19 protein-coding genes are annotated in these 20,613 nt (G+C 56.1%); 9 read left to right on the top strand and 10 right to left on the bottom strand.

The genetic code is table 11. From position 1 onward, the window contains the following. Window positions 1-8: 8 nt before the first annotated feature. Window positions 9-1,709: a PHA/PHB synthase family protein gene (locus AC22G1_RS13395; protein ID WP_487313819.1), complete on the bottom strand. Its 1,701-nt coding sequence runs from the start codon at window positions 1,707-1,709 to the stop codon at window positions 9-11. Between the two features lie 330 nt (window positions 1,710-2,039). Here AC22G1_RS13395 and AC22G1_RS13390 point away from each other — a divergent pair, with 330 nt between their 5' ends. Then, window positions 2,040-3,932, top strand: a complete 1,893-nt coding sequence (locus AC22G1_RS13390; protein WP_487313818.1) for an extracellular catalytic domain type 1 short-chain-length polyhydroxyalkanoate depolymerase — start codon at window positions 2,040-2,042, stop codon at window positions 3,930-3,932. 42 nt (window positions 3,933-3,974) lie between these two features. Here the strand turns inward: AC22G1_RS13390 and ychF are convergent, their stop codons facing one another. From ychF to AC22G1_RS13375, 3 genes are read right to left on the bottom strand one after another with little or no spacing between them, the layout of a single operon-like run. Continuing rightward, a complete protein-coding gene (gene ychF, locus AC22G1_RS13385; RefSeq protein ID WP_487313817.1) occupies window positions 3,975-5,066 on the bottom strand; it encodes a redox-regulated ATPase YchF in 1,092 nt (363 codons plus the stop codon). A gap of 17 nt (window positions 5,067-5,083) precedes the next feature. Continuing rightward, window positions 5,084-5,668, bottom strand: coding sequence for an aminoacyl-tRNA hydrolase (gene pth, locus AC22G1_RS13380; RefSeq protein WP_487313816.1), 585 nt, complete (start codon window positions 5,666-5,668; stop codon window positions 5,084-5,086). A 3-nt stretch (window positions 5,669-5,671) separates the two neighbouring features. Continuing rightward, entirely contained in the window at window positions 5,672-6,280 is a 609-nt protein-coding gene (locus AC22G1_RS13375) for a 50S ribosomal protein L25/general stress protein Ctc (RefSeq protein WP_487313815.1), read from the bottom strand. A 148-nt stretch (window positions 6,281-6,428) separates the two neighbouring features. On the opposite strand from AC22G1_RS13375, the gene AC22G1_RS13370 reads away from it, so the two are divergent. Next, entirely contained in the window at window positions 6,429-6,803 is a 375-nt protein-coding gene (locus tag AC22G1_RS13370; protein ID WP_417358002.1) for a PH domain-containing protein, read from the top strand. Here the strand turns inward: AC22G1_RS13370 and AC22G1_RS13365 are convergent. Beyond that, entirely contained in the window at window positions 6,800-7,798 is a 999-nt protein-coding gene (locus AC22G1_RS13365) for a TIGR00341 family protein (protein ID WP_487313814.1), read from the bottom strand. The genes AC22G1_RS13370 and AC22G1_RS13365 overlap by 4 nt on opposite strands. Window positions 7,799-7,935: 137 nt before the next feature. Here AC22G1_RS13365 and AC22G1_RS13360 point away from each other — a divergent pair, with 137 nt between their 5' ends. From AC22G1_RS13360 to AC22G1_RS13330, 7 genes are all read left to right on the top strand, one after another. Next, window positions 7,936-9,663, top strand: coding sequence for a DUF885 domain-containing protein (locus tag AC22G1_RS13360; protein ID WP_487313813.1), 1,728 nt, complete (start codon window positions 7,936-7,938; stop codon window positions 9,661-9,663). 128 nt (window positions 9,664-9,791) lie between these two features. Then, window positions 9,792-11,108 carry a mechanosensitive ion channel family protein gene (locus AC22G1_RS13355; RefSeq protein WP_487313812.1) on the top strand — a complete coding sequence of 439 codons (1,317 nt, stop codon included), beginning with the start codon at window positions 9,792-9,794 and terminating at the stop codon, window positions 11,106-11,108. A 1,185-nt stretch (window positions 11,109-12,293) separates the two neighbouring features. Continuing rightward, window positions 12,294-12,656 carry a hypothetical protein gene (locus tag AC22G1_RS13350; protein WP_487313811.1) on the top strand — a complete coding sequence of 121 codons (363 nt, stop codon included), beginning with the start codon at window positions 12,294-12,296 and terminating at the stop codon, window positions 12,654-12,656. A gap of 98 nt (window positions 12,657-12,754) precedes the next feature. Further along, window positions 12,755-13,057 carry a hypothetical protein gene (locus AC22G1_RS13345; protein WP_487313810.1) on the top strand — a complete coding sequence of 101 codons (303 nt, stop codon included), beginning with the start codon at window positions 12,755-12,757 and terminating at the stop codon, window positions 13,055-13,057. 94 nt (window positions 13,058-13,151) lie between these two features. Continuing rightward, a complete protein-coding gene (locus AC22G1_RS13340; protein WP_487313809.1) occupies window positions 13,152-13,397 on the top strand; it encodes a DUF8617 domain-containing protein in 246 nt (81 codons plus the stop codon). 103 nt (window positions 13,398-13,500) lie between these two features. Beyond that, window positions 13,501-14,208: a hypothetical protein gene (locus AC22G1_RS13335; RefSeq protein ID WP_487313808.1), complete on the top strand. Its 708-nt coding sequence runs from the start codon at window positions 13,501-13,503 to the stop codon at window positions 14,206-14,208. 313 nt (window positions 14,209-14,521) lie between these two features. Further along, window positions 14,522-15,001: a GNAT family N-acetyltransferase gene (locus AC22G1_RS13330; RefSeq protein ID WP_487313807.1), complete on the top strand. Its 480-nt coding sequence runs from the start codon at window positions 14,522-14,524 to the stop codon at window positions 14,999-15,001. Window positions 15,002-15,135: 134 nt separating this feature from the next. Here AC22G1_RS13330 and AC22G1_RS13325 read toward each other — a convergent pair whose 3' ends face one another. The 5 genes from AC22G1_RS13325 to AC22G1_RS13305 form a co-directional block, all read right to left on the bottom strand. After that, window positions 15,136-15,420 carry a hypothetical protein gene (locus tag AC22G1_RS13325; RefSeq protein WP_487313806.1) on the bottom strand — a complete coding sequence of 95 codons (285 nt, stop codon included), beginning with the start codon at window positions 15,418-15,420 and terminating at the stop codon, window positions 15,136-15,138. 272 nt (window positions 15,421-15,692) lie between these two features. Next, window positions 15,693-16,736, bottom strand: a complete 1,044-nt coding sequence (leuB, locus tag AC22G1_RS13320) for a 3-isopropylmalate dehydrogenase (RefSeq protein ID WP_487313805.1) — start codon at window positions 16,734-16,736, stop codon at window positions 15,693-15,695. Beyond that, window positions 16,733-17,284 (bottom strand): 3-isopropylmalate dehydratase small subunit, encoded by a 552-nt coding sequence (leuD, locus tag AC22G1_RS13315; RefSeq protein WP_487313804.1) that lies wholly within the window; start codon window positions 17,282-17,284, stop codon window positions 16,733-16,735. Before leuD ends, leuB begins: the two co-directional genes overlap by 4 nt. After that, window positions 17,281-18,678: a 3-isopropylmalate dehydratase large subunit gene (gene leuC / locus AC22G1_RS13310; protein ID WP_170164153.1), complete on the bottom strand. Its 1,398-nt coding sequence runs from the start codon at window positions 18,676-18,678 to the stop codon at window positions 17,281-17,283. Before leuC ends, leuD begins: the two co-directional genes overlap by 4 nt. A 100-nt stretch (window positions 18,679-18,778) precedes the next feature. Then, a complete protein-coding gene (locus AC22G1_RS13305) occupies window positions 18,779-20,299 on the bottom strand; it encodes a 2-isopropylmalate synthase (RefSeq protein ID WP_050660621.1) in 1,521 nt (506 codons plus the stop codon). Window positions 20,300-20,613: the final 314 nt, after the last annotated feature.

Below are 20,613 nucleotides of genomic sequence, written 5' to 3'. Positions count from 1 at the left end.
TCGGGCTCCTACTTCATCAATACATAGCTGCCGGGGGCATCGCCCTTTGCCGGGTACTGGCGGTTACCGAGGTTTTTGGGGGCGGCCACCTCGGCGCTGCTGTGCTCAGCCAGCCAGGCCTGCCAGGCTGGCCACCAGGAGCCTGGGTGCGGCTCGGCCTTTTCAAGCCAATGCTCGGGGGAGAGGTAAGGGTCTTTGGCGCCTTTAAAAAGCTGGCGGTAGCTGCGGTGCGGGTGGCCGGGCTCGGAGACAATGCCGCTATTATGACCGCCGCTTGCCAGCACGAAGGTCACATCGTTGCCGCCGATAAGGTGTACCTTGTGTACCGATACCCAGGGCGCCACGTGGTCTTTTTCGGTGCCAACCGCAAAGATGGGGAGCTGAATATCCCCCGGCGCCAGCGGCTCACCAAAGAGGCTGTAATGGCCCTCGGCAAACTGGTTGTTCAAGAACAGCTTTTCCAAGTATTCGCTGTGCATCTTAAAAGGCATGCGGGTGGCGTCGCTGTTCCAGGCCATCAAGTCGTTCATGCCCGGCCTTTCTCCTTGCAGGTACTCGTGCACCAGCCGCGACCAGATAAGGTCGTTGGAGCGCAGTATTTGAAAGGCGCCCGCCATCTGCTTGGTATCCAGCACTCCTTGGGCCCACATCATGTTCTTAAGGAAGGCCACTTCGCTTGGGGTGACAAACAGCATCAGCTCGCCGGCCTCGGTAAAATCGCCTTGGGCGGCAAAGAGGGTCAGGCTTTTTAAGGGGGTGTCTTGGCGGGCGCCCAGGTAGGCGGCGGTGAGCAGCGCCAAAGTGCCCCCCAGGCAATAGCCGGCCAAGTGAATGGGCGCGTCTTTGCTGATGCTACGCACCGCGTCGATGGCCGCTAGGGCGCCATGGCGCACGTAATCTTCCATGCCCAGCTCGCGGTCTTCGCCGCCGGGGTTTTTCCAGGAGATCATGTATACGTCGTGGCCTTGCTCCAGCAGCCAGCGCACCAGGGAGTTGCGGGGCGAGAGGTCCAGGATGTAGTACTTCATGATCCAGGCCGGCATAAACAGCACCGGCTCCTTTTTCACCTTGTCGCTCCGGGGCTGGTAATGAATCAGCTCAATCAGCTGGTTTTTCAGCACCACCTTGCCCGGAGTGCAGGCAAGGTTTCCGCCCACCTCAAAGGCCTCCACCCCCACCGGCGCCTCGCCGGTCTGGTCGCGGCGCCAGTCTTCCAGGGCGTTGGCGGCCCCGGCGGCCAGGTTGGTACCCAGGTGGGTCAAGGTGGTGTGGATAAGGTCGGGGTTGGTGGCGATAAAGTTGCTGGGGGAGAGAGCGTCTAATAACTGGCGGGCCGAGAACGAGAGGATGCGCTGGTACTCATCCGACAAACCGTTGATGCCGGTGGTGGCCTTTTGCCAGAACTGCTCGCTCTGGCGAAAGCCCTCGGCATAAAAGCGCCAGGGCCACTGCTGCCAGCGCTCGCTGGCAAAGCGCGCGTCTTGGCTGGCCTTTGGCTGCTCCTGGCTCTGGCTTTGCCAGCAATCGGGCCATTGGCTGAGAGGAAAGAGGGCCAGCTCGCTAAGCCTACCTGGGCTCATGGCCAGATGCGCCAGCCAGGAGGTATAGGCTTCGGTGAGGCCAGCCGGGCTCAGCCCCAGGGTAAAACGGGCCAGATTGGCCTGATAACTGCGGTCGAGATCGTCAAAGAAATTGCGGGAAGCATCCATGGCAAACTGCGGCTCCTTGGCAAGTTTTACAGGATATCGACCATGGTGAACCAAGGCCGGCGGCCTTTTTATAATCCAGGTCAATTTTTGCGCACTCGCCCAGTATAGCCATGGGTAGATGGCTGAAAGTGCAGCTTTTATGACAGCTTGCCAAGGCGCCGGGGTTTCGTGTACCGCCGGAAGGTGGGTGACGTTGGTAGCACTAAAGTAGTAAATCGTTACCCGCTTGCACTGGCTAGGCTGGGTGCGGGACTGGATGTCGCTCTGTGGTGTTGTGGTGGGCCGATGTGGTGCCAGCCCATTTCATTTCACCCAAAGAGGGCAGCAACAATGATAACCAAGAAACATATCCTCCTGGCTCTGGCCTTGTGGCTAGGGCTGGGCGCCGTGGCCTATGCCGGCAGCTGGAGTAAAAACCAAAGCCTGGGGGGCTTTAACAAGGTGCATATCTACACCCCGGACAGCCAATCGACCATCGGCGACGGCCGTGGCCTGCTGCTGGTACTGCACGGCTGCACCCAGTCCATCGACGCGTATCTGAGTGCCAACCTTGAAGACGCCGCCGAGGAGTTTGGCCTGGTGATCGCCGTGCCGGACGCCATGAACAAGGCTGGCTACAGCTGCTGGTCTTACTGGAGCGGCACCAAGTCCCGCAGCAGCGGCGACTATAAAAACCTCATAAACCTGGCCCAGGCTCTGGTGGCGGATACCAGCCGCCATATCGATGCCAACCAGGTTTATATCGCCGGGCTCTCTTCCGGGGCCAGCTTTGCCAACACCACCGCCTGCCTGGCGCCGGACGTTTTTGCTGGCATGGGCATCAGCGCCGGGCCCAGCATCGGCACCAGCTCCAGCGGCGCCCTTGGCCCCTGCGAAAGCGCTGATGTGGCCAGCCGCTGTAGCCAATACGCCGGCAGCTACCAAAGCTATCTTGGCAGCCAAATCGCCTCCATCGCCCAAGGCGACAGCGATAGCACCGTCAACCTCTGTTACAACAGCCAAAACGCCGAGGGCATGGCGGCCCTTTATGGGGTCAGCCCCTTGCCGGGCAGCACCGTTATCAGCGAAGGCAGCGGCCACAGCGCCGAACAAAGCCTCTGGCAAGACGGGCGGGTGTCGATGTTGTGGTTCAACAATGTCGACCACGCCTGGTCTGGCGGCCAGGGTGCCAGCGGCAGTTACATCAACGGCGCCAGCATCAACTATGCCCGCTATCTTGGCCGCTACTTTATGGAGAACAACAAAAGGGTCAGCCGTAACCTGGGGCCGGTGCTGAGTAACGTGGCGCTGGCGGTCAATGGTGATCGCATCCTGGTCACCGGCAAGGCGGTGGATGCTGAGGGCAGCGTGGCCGCCGTCAGCGCCCGCTTTGTGGCCAGCAATGGCAGCGAGCAATCCGCTAGTGCCACGGTAGCGGCCGATGGCAGCTTTAGCCTGCAAAGCCCGGCCCTTGCCAATGACCTTTACCAGGTAGCGGTGCTGGCCACCGACGACGAAGGCATGGACGGCAACCTCTACCAAGGCAGCGCCAGGGTAGGGCCAGCGCCACCGGCCAGCGCCCCGGTGCTGTCTAACCTCAATGTGGCGGTGAGCGGCCAATGCGCCCTGGTGACCGGTACCGTGGTGGATGTGAATGAGGATTTGAGCGCTGTTACCCTGGCCTTTGCCGGTGCCACCCAAAATGCTGATATCAGCGCCAGCCAATTTAGCGGCCAGCGCTGCAACCTGCCGGGAGGCAGCAACAGTGTTACCGTCACTGCCATCGACGCCGGGGGCTTGAGTACCAGCCAGGTACTGGATTTTGAAATCGACGCTGGCCAAACCGCTACCCTTGACGGCCACATCAGCGCCGGGCGCCTCGACTACACCAATTACGCTAACTGTTACCTTGAGTACGGCACGGCGAGCTTTACCCTGCGTGAGGTGACCAGCGGCGAGCAGTGCCGCTGGCAGGACGATGACGCCAGTTGCCAGGGGCCGGTGCAGGCCTGCTCGGGCAGCAGCGCGCCGCCCCCCGGTGAAGGGGACGGCGATTGCCAAACCTTTACCACCAACAACTACAGCCAAAAGGTGGCGGGGCGCGCCTACAGCACCGGCAACCCCCTGGCGCCGGACTACTTTGCCACCGGCAGCGACCAGCCCATGGCCGGTTCCACCTGGGGCATCAACACCCTGCACTCAAGTGACGGCCAGAGCTGGTATCTGGGCAGTTGCGAGCAGTAATAAAAAAGCCGCCCATCGGGCGGCTTTTTCAATAACAGATGTTTAGACGTTAAAGCGAAAATGGATAACGTCGCCGTCTTTGACGATGTATTCCTTGCCTTCCAAGCGCCATTTACCGGCTTCTTTGGCCCCTTGTTCGCCGTTGTTGGCGACAAAGTCCTCATAACCCACCACTTCGGCGCGGATAAAGCCTTTTTCAAAATCGGTGTGGATTTTACCGGCCGCTTGCGGGGCGGTGGAGTTGACCTTGATGGTCCAGGCGCGCACTTCTTTGACACCGGCAGTGAAGTAGGTGTGCAGGTTCAGAAGCTCGTAACCGGCGCGAATAACGCGGTTCAGGCCCGGCTCGTCGAGGCCCAGCTCTTCCATAAAGGCTTGGCGGTCTTCGTCGTCCAGCTCGGCGATGTCAGACTCAACGGCGGCGCACACCGGTACCACAATGGCGTCTTCGTCGGCGGCAATGGCCCGTACCTTATCCAAGTAAGGGTTGTTCTCAAAGCCGTCTTCGTTGACGTTGGCAATGTACATGGTGGGCTTGCCGGTCAGGTAGTTCTGGTAGCCGATGGCGGCTTTTTCGTCGCTGGTGAGGCCAGCGGAGCGCAGCATTTTACCGGCTTCCAGATGGGGCTGAATTTTCAGCAGCACATCTTGCTCGGCCTTGGCGTCTTTGTCGCCGCCTTTGGCTTTTTTCTGCACCCGGGTCAGGGCGCGGTCTACCGCTTCCATGTCGGCCAGCACCAGTTCGGTGTTGATGACATCGATGTCTTCGGCTGGGTCAACTTTGCCGGCAACGTGGATGATGTTGTCGTTCTCGAAGCAACGCACCACGTGGGCAATGGCGTCGGTTTCGCGGATGTTGGCCAGGAACTTGTTACCCAGGCCTTCACCTTTGGAGGCACCTTCCACCAAGCCTGCGATGTCCACAAACTCCATGGTGGTGGGCAGTACCCGCTGGGGATTAACAATCTCGGCCAGCTTGTTCAGGCGGATATCCGGTACCGGTACAACACCGGTGTTGGGTTCAATGGTGCAAAAGGGGAAGTTGGCGGCTTCGATACCGGCCTTGGTCAGCGCATTGAACAGGGTGGATTTGCCGACGTTAGGCAGGCCCACAATGCCACATTTGAATCCCATGGGAGTGTCCTTAAAATTTATGCCTTAAAGGCGTGAAGCCGGTTTTGGGCAGCGGTAATGCCGCTTCCGAACAAAATGTCGGTGGCCCGGATGGCTTCATCTATGGCTGCGTTGATTTGGTCTTGCTCGTTGGCCGGGGCTTTGCCCAGCACAAAACCGGTAACCTTGTTGCGGTCGCCCGGGTGGCCGATACCAATGCGCAACCGATGGAAATTCGGATTGTTACCCATCTTGGCCATGATGTCTTTGAGACCATTATGGCCGCCATGGCCGCCGCCCTGCTTAAAGCGGGCTACACCGGGGGGCAAATCCAGCTCGTCGTGGGCCACCAGAATGCTCTCCACCGGAATACGGTAAAAGTTGGCCAAAGCACCGACGGCTTTGCCAGAGAGGTTCATGTAGGTGGTGGGGATAAGCAGGCGCACCTCTTTGCCCTTGATGGAAACGCGGGCGGTAAGTGCGGAGAATTTGCTTTCCAGAGACAGAGATTGCCGGTGAAGGCGGGCCAGCTCCTCGATATACCAGGCGCCAGCATTATGACGGGTTTGGGCGTATTCGGGGCCTGGATTACCCAGGCCCACCAGCAGTTGAATATCGCTCACGCTTTACTCAGCTGCAGCCTCTTCGGCGCTGTCTTCAGAAGCGGCGCCTTTAGGCGCGTTCAGAGAAACAACGGCCTGGTCGTGGCTTTCGCCTTTGGCCAGTTCAACCAGGGTAACGCCTTTCGGCACGGCCAGGTTGGACAGGTGCAGGGTGTCGCCAACTTCCAGTACGGCAGCGTTCACTTCGATGAACTCAGGCAGGTCTTTAGGCAGACAGCTGATTTCAACTTCAGTGGTTTGGTGAGCGATCACGCCGCCTTTCTTGGTGGCGATGTCTTCGCCAACGAAGTGCAGAGGGATCTTGGTCACAACTTTGTGAGAAGCGTCAACGCGCAGGAAGTCGATGTGGGTGACTTTCGGCTTGTAGGGGTGACGTTGCATGTCCTTAACCAGAACTTCGGTTTTTTCACCGGCGATGTTCAGGGTCAGGATATGGGTGTAGAAACCTTCGTCAGCCTGAGCTTCGATGATTTTGTTGTGCTCAACGGCGATGGAAACCGGCTCTTTATCGGCACCGTAAACGATAGCAGGAACTTTGTCCTCACGACGCAGGCGGCGGCTCGCACCTTTCCCCAGGTCAGTGCGGAGTTCTGCTTCAAAAATATAAGACATGGTATTGCTCCAAAAAGAAGTAAGGTTGTTGGCTTCCCGCGACCAAGAAACCAACCCAGACTTTAGCCAGCTGTGGCTAAAGGCGCGGTAGTTTAACAAAGCCCGCAAATCACCACAATATGAAGCGCCGCCCGGCCAAGGAGAACCCATGGGATTGTTGTCAGGATTGTTGGGAATGGGCTCAGCTGTGAGCAGCGAGAAAATCGACGCCCTGATTGGCCCCTTGCTGGCCGACGGCGAGCGCATCGACAAAGCCTACCAACTGGTGCGAGACCTGTTCGTGTTCACCGACAAGCGCATCATCTTGTTGGACAAACAAGGCCTGACCGGCAAGAAGCAGTTTGTGTTGTCGGTGCCCTACAGCAAAATCACCAAGTATGCCCTTGAAACCGCAGGGCATTTTGACCTCGATGCCGAGATAAAGCTGTGGGTGGGCTCAGAGCCCGAGCCCATCAGCCGCGAGCTGGGTAAAGGTAATGACGTGCGCGAGCTATACAAGGCGCTCTCTAACCACCTGCTTTAAAGCAGGGTCTTAATCAGCGCCGCCAGGGCCACCAGCAATACCGCCCAGATGGCAAAGGCCCGGATGCTGGCCTTGCGTACCTTGTCTTCTTGCCACCAATGGCGCGGGCCAAGGCCTTGCAATAAAAAGGTGCCCACCCCGGCGAGGTTGATGCACACCAGGTTGCTGGCCACCAACAGCGCAGCCTTGCCCGCCAAGGCCCAGTGGCCGCCGCCGGCTAGCAGGCCACAAGCCACCAACGGCGGCATCAGCGCTACGGCCACCATTACCCCGATAACGGCGCCGGCCTGGCCGGCGGTAAAGGCAAGGGTGCCGGCAGCACCTGCGCAAAGGGCCAGCACCAAGTCAGACAGCGACACCTCGGTGCGGCTGTGAATGGCATTAATGCTGGGGTCTACCGCAATCACCAGGCCAATGGCGGCCGCCACCACCAGGCCGAGGGCAAGGCCTGCGCCGTTACACAGCAGCGCTTTTTTGCCCAAATCCAAATCCCCAAGGGTGGTGGCTAGGCTCAGGGCGATGTTGGGCATCAGCAACGGGGCTATTACCATGGCGCCGATGATGATGGCGATGTCGTCACGCAGCAGCCCCACTGCCGCCACGATGGCCGACAGCACCACCATCAGCAGGTAATTGCGGCCCAGGCGGCTGCCGCTGATGGCTTCGTCGTAAAGCTCGTCACGGCTAACCCGGTTGGCGGCCTTTTGCTGCTCTTGTTGCTCGGCCTCTGGTTGCTGATCTTCGTCTTCTTCGGGGTGGGGCAGGGCCGCTTCTACCGGCAGCAAGATGAGCTTAAAGGGGCTTTGCTCGGAGAAGGCGTCACAAAAGGCGTCCATCAAGGGCTCGGCCTGGTCGGCATTGAGCACCATGTTTACTTGCAGGTGGCCGTCGTCTTCTTCTTGCCAGCTGTCTCGCAAATCGCGCTCTTCAAGAATTTGCTCAAGCTTGGCTTTGGCCTCGGTGGCCACCACCAGGGTCATCAATCGTAGCGCCACCGGGGTCTCCTTGGGCTAATACAGCGATGTTACATCTCATCACACTTTAGGCTCAGCTTAACGTTTTCTTCTTTAAAACAGCCTGATAACGTCGACACTACTGCGAAAGCCCAGCCACATATCAAGAGATAAAAACCGTGAAAAAATCCTTGTTAGCCCTGAGTCTGGTCAGCTGCCTTGGCGTTGCCGAGCCAGCCTGGGTCACCCAAAGCAACAGATACGCCCAGCCCGTGCTGGAAGAGATGGCCAAATACAACCCGGAAATGGGCTCCTCGCTGGGGTTGGAACAATTCGACACCCAGGCCCAGGTGCTAAGCCAAGCCGCTTATGAAGCCTCAGTAAAAGACGGCGAGGCGCTGCTGGTGCGCCTTAAAAGCGAGCTGGCCAAGGAAAGCGACCCCAGGGTCAAACAAGATTTAGGAATAATGATTGGCTCGGTAGAGCAAAGCCTGGCCTCGGCCAAGCTCAAACACGGCGCCCTGCTGCCTTATGAAAACCTCGGCGAGACCATCTTCCAGGGTCTGCAAGTGCTGCTGGACGAGCGCAACAGCGCTGAGCGCAAAGCCCGCGCCGTTGAGCGTCTCAAGGCCTATGTGGGCCTGGCTGGCAAGCCTAGCCTGGTGAGCCAGGCCGAAAGCTACACCGAAGCGAGCCTGGCTAACCCCAAACTCCTTGGCCCCTACAAGCGCGAGCTGGACCAAGACTTGGCCAACACCCCCCGCTATCTGGCCGGTATCAAGCAGCTGTTTGAAGCCAACCACATCGCGGGCTGGCAAGACGCCTACAAGACCCTCTCCGAGCAGCTGACCGGCTACGACACCTGGCTAAAAGCCAAGGTTGAGCCCCGCGCCCGCACCAGCTTTGTGCTGCCAGAAGCCCTCTATGCCAACGATCTAAAAGACGTTGGTGTCGATATGGCCCCCGATGAGCTTATCCAGCGGGCGCTGTTTGGCTTTGCGGAAATTCGCGACGAAATGCAATCCTTAGCGGCCATCATCGCCAAGCAAAAAGGCCTTAAAAGCAGCGACTATCGCGACGTGCTCAAGACGCTTAAAAAAGACCAAATCACCGGCAAGGCCATTTTGCCTTTCTATGAAAAGCGCCTGGCCGCCATCGAAGATATGGTCCGCGAGCACCACATCGTTACCCTGCCTAACCGCAAGGCCAATATCCGCCTGGCCTCCGAGGCCGAATCAGCGTCTATTCCAGCGCCGCACATGAACCCGCCGCGCCTGATTGGCAACACCGGCGAATATGGCGAATTCGTGCTGCCCCTCAATAACCCTAATGCGGGCGGTAAAAAGCAGGACGACTTCACCGCCAAGGCGTTTTCCTGGACCTTGACCATCCACGAAGCGCGCCCCGGCCACGAGCTGCAATTTTCCAACATGGTGGAAAACGGCGTTTCTCAGGCTCGCGCCATCTTCGCCTTTAACAGTGCCAACGCCGAAGGTTGGGCCCTGTATAGTGAGGCCATTATGAAGCAGTACCTGCCGCTGGACGGCCAGCTGTTCTCCTTGCAGGCCCGCCTGCAACGGGCGGCCCGCGCCTTCCTCGACCCGATGCTGAACCTGGGCATGATCTCCCCGGCCGATGCCAAGCGGGTGCTGGTGCAAGACGTAGGCCTGTCTGAGCCCTTTGCCGACGCCGAGGTAGACCGCTACACCTTCCGCATGCCGGGCCAAGCCACCAGCTACTACTACGGCTACATGGAGCTTCGCCAGCTGCGCACCGAAGTGGAGCTGAAACTCAAAGACAAGTTCAACCAGCAGGCCTTCCACGATTTCATCCTGGCCCAGGGCTTGTTGCCGCCCAAGTTGCTCAAAAAAGCGGTGCTGGAAGACTTCGTTCCCAAATACCTGTAACCCCGCGTTACCGACAAACCCGGCCCTGGCCGGGTTTTTTTATGCCTGGCGCAAACTGGCAGCCGGGGTAGGCAACTTCTATAACCTGTCAAAGGTTTGGCCTATGTGACGCGCCGTTGGGGGTGACCGTGGATTTTGCAGCGCTCAACAAGATGCTGGCCGAGGTGGGTAATAAGGTGGTCGAGAATCTCTTGATGACCAGCACCTACGCCCAGCTTGCTTTGGTACTGGTGATCTTCGCGCTCTCGTTCTTCCTGGCAAGGCGCCTTCGAAGGCTATTGCCGCTCTTTGCCGAGCTGCCGGCAGGGGAGGTGGCCCCTGGGCCTTTGCGGCGGCTCACCGCCAAGCTGGGTAACCTGTTCTTTCCGCTGTTGGCCATTTTGGCACTCAGCATTTTTGTCACCATCAGCCAGCAGTGGCTGGGCCATTCCTGGTTGGTGCGCGCAGCATTGCTGCTGGCCATGTTGCTGGTGTTTAACGCCCTTATCCGCGACCACGTGCGCAGCGACTTTATCGCCTTTGTGTTTCGCTGGATTGGCCTGCCCCTTATCTTCCTGCACCTTATTGATGCCCTGGCGCCGCTTATCGACATTCTCGATGCCATTGCCGTCAAGGTCGGCAATATCGAAGTCTCCGCCTACGGGGTGGTGCGGGTGGTGCTGTTTGGCTCACTGCTGTTTTGGCTTGGCCGGGTGTCAACCAGTACCGGCCAGGAGATCATTCGCCGCCAGGAAAAGCTCGATTTTCGCACCCGCGAAGTGGCGGCCAAGCTGCTGCAGGTGGCCATTTTCCTCCTTATCTTTTTGATGCTGCTGCAAGTGATGGGCATCAACCTCACCGCGCTGGCGGTATTTGGCGGCGCCCTTGGCGTTGGCCTTGGCTTTGGGTTGCAAGCCATCGCCTCGAACTTTATCTCCGGCATCATCATCCTGCTGGACCGCTCCATCAGCGTTAACGACTACATCGAGCTGGCCGACGGGCGCACCGGCATAGTGCGCGAGCTGACCTTGCGCTCCACCACCTTGGAGACCTTCGATGGCAAAGACATCATGGTCCCCAACGAAAAATTCATGACCGAGAGTTTTACCAACTGGACCCACAAGAATAAGAAGCAGCGCTATCGGGTGGATTTCTCGGTGGCCTACCGCTCGGACATTCGCAAACTGGTGGAGATCATTAAAGTGGTGGTGGCCTCCCACCCCAAGGTGCTGAGCGGCGAAGAACTGCCCATCGAAGAAAGGCCCGATTGCGAAATCGACAGCTTCGGCGACTCGGGCATCAATATGTTTGTGGAGTTTTGGATGTACGGCATCGACGACGGTAAAAACCGGGTTGGGGGCGACTTGCTGCTGATGATCCTCGAAGCCTTGCAAGAACACGGCTTTGAAATTCCCTTCCCGCAACGGGAAGTCAGGGTGCTTAACGAAGGCTTTGGGAAGTCTTAGCTTTGGTGTTGTTTTGGTGGCGCGGTGGCGGTTGCTGCTGGGCTGCTTTGTCTATCGGTATTGGGTTATTTACTGAATAGTGTCAGTGGGTTAGGCTGGGGTTTCAGTCGCAGCTCTGCCGAGATTGGTTTTCAATAGACCTGCGATTATGGGCGGTTTAGTTGATGACAAGGATGCTATCAGCGGTTTGGGAGCTGTAACCCACGGGCGGTAGCGTAAGTTTTTGCCTAGATATCGTAGCATTCCTTCGAATGCTTTTATCGCCGGGACTCGCCCCGGCAGGCGAGGTACTTTGTTTTCGCACAAAGTACCCAAAGGCACCGCCCAGGCGTTACGCGACGTCCTTCCCTCTGGTCGTTTGCCGCTGACCGCTACACATGCGTGTCCCGACGCATCTTCCGCTCACTCGGCATCCATGCCTCGTGCCAGCTCACACTCCCGGCGGTAAGGCGCTCCACTGAAATGGGCTCCAAGAGCCCTAAACCAGCGAGCTCGGCAGATTCTTGTTGGGTACGCAGTTTCGTTCAGGTTTTTGGGTGGGCATACGGTATATCCAGGCGCGCCGTGGAAATTAGGCACCTTTATTACGTATGTCAGGCTCCTTTATCCCGGCAGGTTTTGGCTAAGTAACTGAGTAAAATATATTTTTTAGGTGGTCCGATTTCAAGATATGAAGCCGGTCCAATCAGCAAAAGAAGCCGGCTCGTTTTCACGCAGGGTGATTGATGGGATCGCAGATATCACCAAGGAAATCAGGTTGTTAATATCACTATTTCCAGTGGTTTGATGAGTGAAAGCGAGCCGGCTTCATAACTATTGTTAGGGCCCAGGAGAACGCATGTGGTGGTTTGGTGCAATAGTGACTTACGTCGCTATTCTTGTAGTTCTCGCACTCGGTAACAGGCGAGAGTTCCGTCGCTGTCCCGAGAAGGGAGAGAGATATAGCAGGCTGCCTATCATCTATAAATGTGCCTGCTGGTTTCTAGTGGTTCCGCTATTCGTCGCCTCTGCCTTCGTCCACATTGCCATCAGCCTGCTGGCCTTCCTTTCTTTGCTGATCGTGGAGGCCCTATGTGTTCACTGGTATCGTCGTAATGGGTTACTGCCGTAGGTCTGAGCCCTAACAATTCATTCAAGCCGACGCCACTTCGTGGCGCGGATTAATTACAGCGTTGGGAGGCAGATATGCACAAGTACCTCGTGGGCCTCCAATATCATGAACCAGAGTCATATGCGCTTTGGCAGAAGGGAGTTGTTGAGGACTACGAGTCTTCAACGGGTATATTCGTTAAAGCCAAGTCGGAAGGCGAGGCTCTTGCCTGGGGCAGGGAGGTAGCTAACGCAGTCCTCCGCGCAGCCAACAATGACAGCAGCTTGTCGACCGGAGCTTTTGGTTACGAGTGCTGGATTGAAAGCGCCCCTGAGAAATCCGACTGGCAACATTGCTTATCTTTCTTCCAAGAGGTTACGGTCGGAGAGCTGCCAAATTTTGAGAAAATGGGCGCATTGGCATACTGGGTGTGGTGCCAAGAAAATGGCATCGAATAGGTCGTGCTCGTTGCCCTCTAACACTTGGTTCAAATCGTTCGCTTCGCTCACTGGGACGGGCCAAACGTTAGATGTTCTTCGAGAGTCACGGAATCATCATGGCATTCGACATGTATCACGGTAGCGAAAAGGCATGCATAGAGACATATGAAGAGTCTTTGTTCGTCCCCGTTAATGAAAATTCAAAGTACCCGTACCTCAATTGGCTTCTGGCAGAACTGTACTGCTCACCGATAATTCCACCAGAAAAATCCAACAAAATTGTTCATGAGCTTATTGCCTTAAGAGAAGAAGTCCTTGGCACAGAGCTGAGCCACATAATTAAGACCATTGATAGAGTTATGCCCTTCTTTAGCAAGGCATATGTGCTAAATAATGAAATAAAGTGCGCAAGCGATTGAGCTCCGTGCAATGCATCTAACAATTGGTTCAAATCACTCGCTAAGCTGTAGGGGACTAGCTTTGTCAAAGTACTCTTGTGTTTGTGGTTACATTATGAATCTTTCTCAAGGATGGTCAGACTATGAGCTGACATTGATTCCAGAGGCAGTAATAGATAAATTTGGAGAAAGATTGGATAGTGGAGAGGAACTCTCGTCTGATCAGCTATATGAAGCGCTTGATGAGAAATCTATTACGGTATATCAATGCCCAAACTGTAGAAGATTGCACTTGGAAGATGAAATAAATAAATTCACTACGTATGTAATTGAAAAAGAAAAGGACAATAACAAAGAATAACGAAATAACAAAAATAACAAAGGACATCCATCTTCTGAGTAACCAAAAGTCCAGTTTCGCATTGCATCGACAGTTAGGAAACTCTGATAGCGATGATTAACGTATGAAAAAGATAAATAAATTACTGATTTTTATATTGTTATTGTTATCTGGTTGTACCAGTCAATCCACTGTATATTTTTATGCAAAGTATCTAAATGACAACCAAAAGGAGGCTGTAATAAACACCTTCGAGAAATTGGATAAATATCACGTGGAGATAAACGATTTTGATTTTCCAACCGATATAACAGAAAACACTCTCCTCTACTCATTACTTATACAGAAGCCTGAGTCTATCGATATCGTGTCTAGCTTATCTGCTTCTGCTGGATTTTCAATTCAGCAAAAACAATTTTTTAATGCAGGAAACCACTGGTATACAAAGGACTCAATAGCGTTATTTTTGTTCCCTAAAACTATAGATAACGACATTGCTTTTTTTAAGCAAGATTTAATTAACGCTTATAAAGCGAAAAATTGTGGCACAGCGACCTCTCTGAAGCTTAATAAGAATGGTTCATTCAGTCTCGAATCATTATCAAAAGGCGGCGACAAGGTAATTGAATCAATAGATGGCATATGGAAGTACAGGCAGTACCCATATTTGGAATTGCAAAAAAAAGGCTCGCCATATGCAGACTATTACTTTGAAATAAGACGCTCTAAGGGTGCAGACAAGGTAAGTGAGATAGAATTATTGGAATTGGTTTCTCTGAATACAAGTAGTTTACCCGAGGGCTGTTCTTTCTTAATTGGCACGAGAATATAAGAAAAATAAAAAATCACACGCATCTTCTGAGTAACCAAAGTCCAGTTTTCACATTCCATCGACAGTGCGGTATTAATCAGCCTTAGAGGTTGTTTGCTTCGCTCTGATGCCATTGTTTTTTAATAACCAGATGGGTGTCCCTGTCTTCCCCTGTCTTCCCCTCCCGTATTTCCCCGTACAAGGCGGGTTATGGCCGAAGTCTTTATCAAGAGAAGGTCTTTCAAGGCTAGTTTTCACGAGGAAACTTTGCCATGATTAGATGGGTGTGTTTTTTTCTTTTTTATTTAGGTGTTAGTGTCAAAATGGAGTATCGATGTCATTAGTTATTCGAGAGGCAGAGCGTAGTGACTCAGGTTTGATTCTTAGATTTGTTAAGGAGTTGGCTAGTTATGAAAATGCAGAGCACGAAGTTATAGCAACTGAATCTTCTATTGAAACGTCAATATTTAGTGAAGACTCAGTTACTCAAGCTGTGATCTGCGAGAAGGATGGAGTTCCAATTGGATTTGCAGTTTATTTCTTTAACTATTCTACTTGGCTTGGAAGACATGGTCTCTATCTCGAAGATTTATATGTTTCTCAGAAAGAAAGAGGTAGTGGGGCTGGTAAGGCTCTCTTAAAGCATCTTGCCAGAATCGCGGTCAAAAAGGGTTGTGGAAGGTTTGAGTGGAGCGTTTTAGATTGGAATGAGCCCGCAATTAATTTTTATAAGTCGATTGGTGCGAAACCGAAAGATGAGTGGGTTGGTTATCAGTTAACGGGCGAGGCTTTGGCTGCACTTGCTGAGTCCTGAAACTAACAAAGCAACGTTGCGGAGCGTGCACCTTCCCGCTCTAATGGACGCGCATTAATCACAGACAAAGAGGAAATTGATGCGCGTCTGATAAAGTGCAGTTTTTGAAAGAGTGTTGGCGTTTCAGCAGTGCCTTAGTTGTTTGCCAAAAACGCCCAAGCATAATAAATAACCACTTCCAGTAGCACTAAGGCTGAAAACACAATCGAGCCCATATAAACACCGAGTTCGGCTTTTGGGTCGGTACTGCCCCAGGGGTGCCAGATGGCGTTAACAAGGCGATATAGCCTTGGCATTTTCCAGGAGCGGCTGGCGGCAATGGCGCTAATCAGTAGCGGCAACGCCCAAATTAATAACACCCACACGACATGCCGTTGGTAAGCCACGATATGGCTGGCAATCATGGCGGCAATAAACACAACGCCATATTCGAATAAGCATCTAAAAATGCTCACGAGATCCTCTCAAAACACGTAACCCATCTTTCGGGCCGCTATTTTCCCTCAACTGCTGGCATATAGAAACACTTTATTAAAGCCAATTTTTGAGCAAGGGATGAAGTTTGAATGCATCCACGTTGTTTGAAAAATAAGCTTTAACATTGCTTATCTATCAAGCTGCATTTTTATTTAAAAATAATCGCCCCATAAAAAAGCCCGGCTTATGCCGGGCTTTTCCATTTTTAATGGCATTAAATAATGCGGGCCAGTACTGCCTGGGTGGCGGCTTTGGTGCCGAGTTTGCCGCCCAAATCGCCGGTGCATTGGCCTTGGGTGAGGCAGTCGTACACTGCTTCTTTGAGAATTTGCGCCTCTTCAGTTAAGCCAAGGCCCAGCTCCAGCAGCATGGCAGTAGAGAGCAGGGCGGCAAAGGGGTTGGCTTTGTCTTGCCCGGAAATGTCTGGGGCCGAGCCGTGGCAGGGCTCGAACAGGCCTGGGCCGCTGTTGCCAAGGGAGGCGGAGGGCAACATACCCAGGGAGCCGACCAGCATGGCCGCTTCGTCGGTGAGGATGTCGCCAAAGAGGTTTTCGGTGACCAGCACATCAAAGCTCGCCGGGCGCGACAAAAGGTGCATGGCGGCGGCGTCTACCAGCAAAAACTCCAGTTCCAGCTCCGGGTAGTGCTCGGCAAAGAGCGCTTCGGTGCGCCGGCGCCACAGGCGAGAGGTGGCCAGCACGTTGGCTTTATCCACCATGGTTACCTTGCCGCCGCGCTTTTTCGCGAGCCTGGCAGCCTGGTGCAGCACCCGGTCTACTTCTTCGCCGCTGTAGGCGCAGCGGTCCCAGGCGGTATCTGTGCCTTCTTCCTTCTCGCCAAAGTAAATGCCGCCGGTCAGCTCCCGCACCACCATGATGTCCACCCCTTCCAGGCGGTCGGCCTTGATGGGGCTGGCATCATAAAGGGCAGGGTGGGTGACGGCGGGGCGCAGGTTGGCATACAAGCCCAGGGCTTTACGAATGGCCAGCAGGCCCTGCTCAGGGCGCTTTTCGCTTTTGTCCCACTTGGGGCCGCCAACGGCGCCGAGGAATACCGCGTCGGCTTCTTGGCAAGCGGCCAGGGTTGCGGCCGGCAGCGGCTCGCCGGTGGCGTCGATGGCGGCGCCGCCCATCAAGGCTTCGTTGATGGCAAATTCATGGCCAAAGCGCTTGGCGATGGCGCTGAGGGCGGCCTTGGCCGCCTGGGTGACTTCCGGGCCTATGCCGTCGCCGGGCAGTAAAACGATATTGGCCTTCACGGGTGGCTCTCCTCGTATTGGCGAATTTGCCTATCAAGATTCAATAAATAGCCCAGCTGATCAACCCCTTGCACTATGCAGTGGCGGCTGAATGGGTCCAGCTCGAAAGACCACACCTGGCCGTTATCCAAGGTGACGGTGGCGTCGGTGACGTCGATGCTGACCCGGGTGTCGGGGTGGTCTAGCAGGTATTGGTGCTGCTCGGGGGTAACCTCGATTGGCACCAGGCCATTTTTAAGGGCGTTACCACGGAAGATGTCGGCAATTTGGCTGGAGATCACCGCTTTAAAGCCGTAATCGAGCATGGCCCAGGGGGCGTGTTCACGAGACGAGCCACAGCCGAAGTTCTCGCCGCCTACCAGCACGGTGCAGCCGTGCTCAGTATTCAAAATGGAGTCGGTCTTTTGGCCGTTCTGGTAGCGCCAGTCGGCAAAGGCATGTTGGCCCAGGCCCTCACGGGTGGTGGTGGTTAAAAACCGGGCCGGGATGATTTGGTCGGTGTCGATGTTGTTCTGGCGAACCACCAGGATTTTGGAGTCGATTTTCATGCGGTTTCCTCGATGGCTTGGGGCTCGCAGACAAAGCCGCTAACGGCGGCGCGGGCGGCAACGGCGGGGCTGGCCAAAAAGCTTTGGGAGCCCGGGCCCTGGCGGCCGGCAAAGTTACGGTTGGAGGTAGACACCACGGTCTGGCCCGGCTTTGCCATGTCGCCGTTCATGGCGATGCACATGGAGCAGCCCGGTTCACGCCACTCGGCGCCAGCGGCCAGGATGATTTTGTCCAGGCCTTCGGCTTCGGCCTGGCGCTTGATGTCTTCAGAGCCCGGCACCACCATCATCCGCACGCTCTTGGCTACCTTGTGACCCTTGAGTTCATTGGCCGCTTCGCGCATGTCGGACAAACGGCCGTTGGTGCAGGAGCCGATAAAGACGATGTCTACTTTACGGTCTGACAACTGCTCGCCGGCCTTGAGGTTCATGTAGCTCAGCGCCTTGGCTTCCACTTCGTCGCGGGCGGCCGGTACGGCGGCGCCGATAGGAATCACCATGCCCGGGTGGGTGCCGTAGGTGATGGTGGGGCCGATTTTGGCGGCATCGACGCGCAGTTCTTTGTCGAAGCTGGCGCCTTCGTCGGTGCGCAGGGTGCGCCAGTCGGCGCAGGCCGCGTCAAAGTCTTTGGGAGCCATCTGGCGGCCACGCAGCCAGTTGAAGGTGGTTTCATCGGGGGCAATCAGCCCTGCGCGGGCGCCCGCTTCGATGGACATGTTGCACACCGTCATCCGCTCTTCCATGGTCAGGGCTTCAATGGCGGGGCCGGCGTATTCGATAACGTGGCCGGTACCGCCGCCCATGCCCAGTTTGCCGATGATGTGCAAAATCAGGTCTTTGGCGCCAACGCCTGGGCGCAGGGTGTTATCTACCCACACGCGCAGGGTCTTGGGTTTGTGTTGCAGCAGGCTTTGGGTGGCCAGTACATGGCCCACTTCGGTGGTACCAATACCAAAGGCCAGGGCGCCAAAGGCGCCGTGGGTGGCGGTGTGGGAGTCGCCGCAGACAATGGTCATGCCAGGCTGGGTAGCGCCCAGCTCCGGGCCCATCACGTGCACAATGCCGCGGTGGGGGCTGTCAAAGCCGTGCAGGTGGATGCCAAAACGGCGGCAGTTTTCCTGCAACTTGCGCACCTGTTGCCAGGCCGCTTCAGACACATACTTGCGCTGGCCTTGGGCATCGGGGGCCGAGGTGGGGGTGGAGTGGTCCAGGGTGGCCAGCACCTTGTCGGGGCGGCGCACGGTCAGGCCCCGGTTTTTCAGCTCGGTAAAGGCTTGCGGGCTAGTGACTTCGTGGATCAAATGCAGGTCGATGTAAATCACCGCCGGGTGGCCGTTCTCAGCCGGTTTGACGATATGGCGCTGCCAAATCTTGTCGAACATTGTCTGTGCCATGGTCTTTTGCTCCTTAGCTGGCTTTGGCCAGGACGACGGCTGATACAGCCGCTACGGATTGCCGGGTGATTGTCTGAGCGTGCTTCATGCTGGGCATTCCTTAGCTGGCCTTAGCCATCTGACGGCTGATGCGGTTGATCACGTCCATAAAGGCGGACACGGAGGCGGCAACGATGTCGGTGGAGGTGCCGCGGCCATGGAAACTCTGGCCGGCAAAGCGGGCACGCACCTGGGCTTCACCCTGGGCATCGATACCTTCGGAAATGGAATTCACTGACAATCCCTCAAGATGGATCTCCATGCCGGTGGCGCGTTCAATGGCGCGAAACGCGGCATCGACCGGGCCGTCGCCGGTGGCGGCTTCCCGGTGCTCGCTGCCGTCAGGGCCGATGATAAACACGGCGGCCGAGGCGATGGCGTCGCCGGTGCCGGAGGTCACCTGCATCTGGGCCAGCTGCCAGGGGCCGGTGTTGGCCTGGCCAACGACCAGCGCCTCGATGTCGGCGTCGGTGATGTGCTTTTTGCGGTCGGCCAGGTTTTTAAAGTCGGCAAAGATGCGGTCGATGTCTTCGCTGGCGGCGTCAAAACCCAGCTCTTTAACCTTGTCTACCAGGGCGTGGCGGCCAGAGTGTTTGCCCAGTACCAGGCTGGTATCAACCCGGCCGATGGATTGCGGGCGCATGATCTCGTAAGTCTCGGGGTGGCTCAGCATGCCGTGCTGGTGAATACCGGAGGCGTGGGCAAAGGCGTTGTCGCCGATGATGGCCTTGTTGCGGGGCACCACAGAGCCGGTGATGGCCGACAGCAGGCGCGAGCTTGGCAGGATTTGCTCGGTGCGTACGCCGGTGTCCAGGCCGTAGTGGTTGGCGCGGGTCTTGATGGCCATCACGATTTCTTCCAGGGCGCAGTTACCGGCCCGCTCGCCGATGCCGTTCAAGGTGCATTCCACCTGGCGGGCGCCGGCTTCCACGGCAGCCAGGCTGTTGGCAACCGCCAGGCCCAGGTCGTCATGGCAGTGGGTGGAGATAATGGCTTGCTCGATGTTGCCGACGTGCTTTTTCAAAAAGTCGATGGTTTCGAACATCTCGGTGGGGGTGGTGTAACCGACGGTGTCCGGGATGTTGATGGTGGTGGCGCCGGCTTCAATGGCGGCTTCTACCACCTGGGCCAGGTAATCCTTCTCGGTGCGGGTGGCGTCTTCACAGGAAAACTCCACGTCGTCTACAAAGCTCTTGGCCAGTTTCACGCCGTTGATGGCCCGCTCAATCACCTGTTCTTTGGTCATCTTCAGCTTGTGCTCGCGGTGCAGCGGGCTGGTGGCGATAAAGACGTGAATGCGTTTTTTCTCTGCCTCTTCCAGGGCGCGGGCGGCTTCGCGGATGTCGTTGTCATTGCAGCGGGCCAGGGCGCAGATAGTGGGGCCTTTAACTTCGCGGGCGATGGAGGCCACAGCGTTAAAGTCATCGGGGCTGGCTGCGGCAAAGCCCGCTTCAATCACGTCAACCCCCAGGGCGCCCAGGGATTTGGCCATGCGGCGCTTTTGGGCCAGGGTCATGGCGCAGCCGGGTGATTGTTCGCCGTCCCGCAAGGTGGTGTCGAAAATGATGACTTTGTCTGACATGTGAATTCTCCTGAAAATAAGCCATAAAAAAACCCGCTCTTGGGGAGCGGGTTTTTTGAAATCTGGTTGCCTGTTGGCGTTTCAAATTACAAAAGGTGCCCGCTCCCGCGCTTAAGAAGGAGGAGGAGACCAAGAAGGAGGTTGGTGTTCAGGCACAGAAAATCACGGTCCATTGTGTGGCCGTGATGCTGGGGTGAAGTAACGCTGCCTGACATATTCATGCAGAAGAACTTGCATGGGTTTTCATGGGAAGTCAACAAAAAAAATCGCCGCCAAGGGAGTGGCGGCGAAACATCTTAGCGTCTGGCAAGCCA

The organism is Gallaecimonas zhanjiangensis, from assembly GCF_057624825.1.
Note: the sequence above shows the minus strand (reverse complement) of the source record. Positions and strands in the feature narration are given on the sequence as shown.

Excerpts from the sequence above, each read along its gene's own strand:
- AC22G1_RS13375 (WP_487313815.1), bottom strand. The coding sequence starts at position 6,280 with ATGTCTTATATTTTTGAAGCAGAACTCCGCACTGACCTGGGGAAAGGT.
- AC22G1_RS13330 (WP_487313807.1), top strand. The coding sequence starts at position 14,522 with ATGTCATTAGTTATTCGAGAGGCAGAGCGTAGTGACTCAGGTTTGATT.
- AC22G1_RS13335 (WP_487313808.1), top strand. The coding sequence starts at position 13,501 with ATGAAAAAGATAAATAAATTACTGATTTTTATATTGTTATTGTTATCT.
- AC22G1_RS13345 (WP_487313810.1), top strand. The coding sequence starts at position 12,755 with ATGGCATTCGACATGTATCACGGTAGCGAAAAGGCATGCATAGAGACA.
- AC22G1_RS13340 (WP_487313809.1), top strand. The coding sequence starts at position 13,152 with ATGAATCTTTCTCAAGGATGGTCAGACTATGAGCTGACATTGATTCCA.
- ychF (WP_487313817.1), bottom strand. The coding sequence starts at position 5,066 with ATGGGATTCAAATGTGGCATTGTGGGCCTGCCTAACGTCGGCAAATCC.
- leuC (WP_170164153.1), bottom strand. The coding sequence starts at position 18,678 with ATGGCACAGACAATGTTCGACAAGATTTGGCAGCGCCATATCGTCAAA.
- AC22G1_RS13305 (WP_050660621.1), bottom strand. The coding sequence starts at position 20,299 with ATGTCAGACAAAGTCATCATTTTCGACACCACCTTGCGGGACGGCGAA.
- AC22G1_RS13370 (WP_417358002.1), top strand. The coding sequence starts at position 6,429 with ATGGGATTGTTGTCAGGATTGTTGGGAATGGGCTCAGCTGTGAGCAGC.
- AC22G1_RS13395 (WP_487313819.1), bottom strand. The coding sequence starts at position 1,709 with ATGGATGCTTCCCGCAATTTCTTTGACGATCTCGACCGCAGTTATCAG.
- AC22G1_RS13390 (WP_487313818.1), top strand. The coding sequence starts at position 2,040 with ATGATAACCAAGAAACATATCCTCCTGGCTCTGGCCTTGTGGCTAGGG.
- leuD (WP_487313804.1), bottom strand. The coding sequence starts at position 17,284 with ATGAAAATCGACTCCAAAATCCTGGTGGTTCGCCAGAACAACATCGAC.
- AC22G1_RS13350 (WP_487313811.1), top strand. The coding sequence starts at position 12,294 with ATGCACAAGTACCTCGTGGGCCTCCAATATCATGAACCAGAGTCATAT.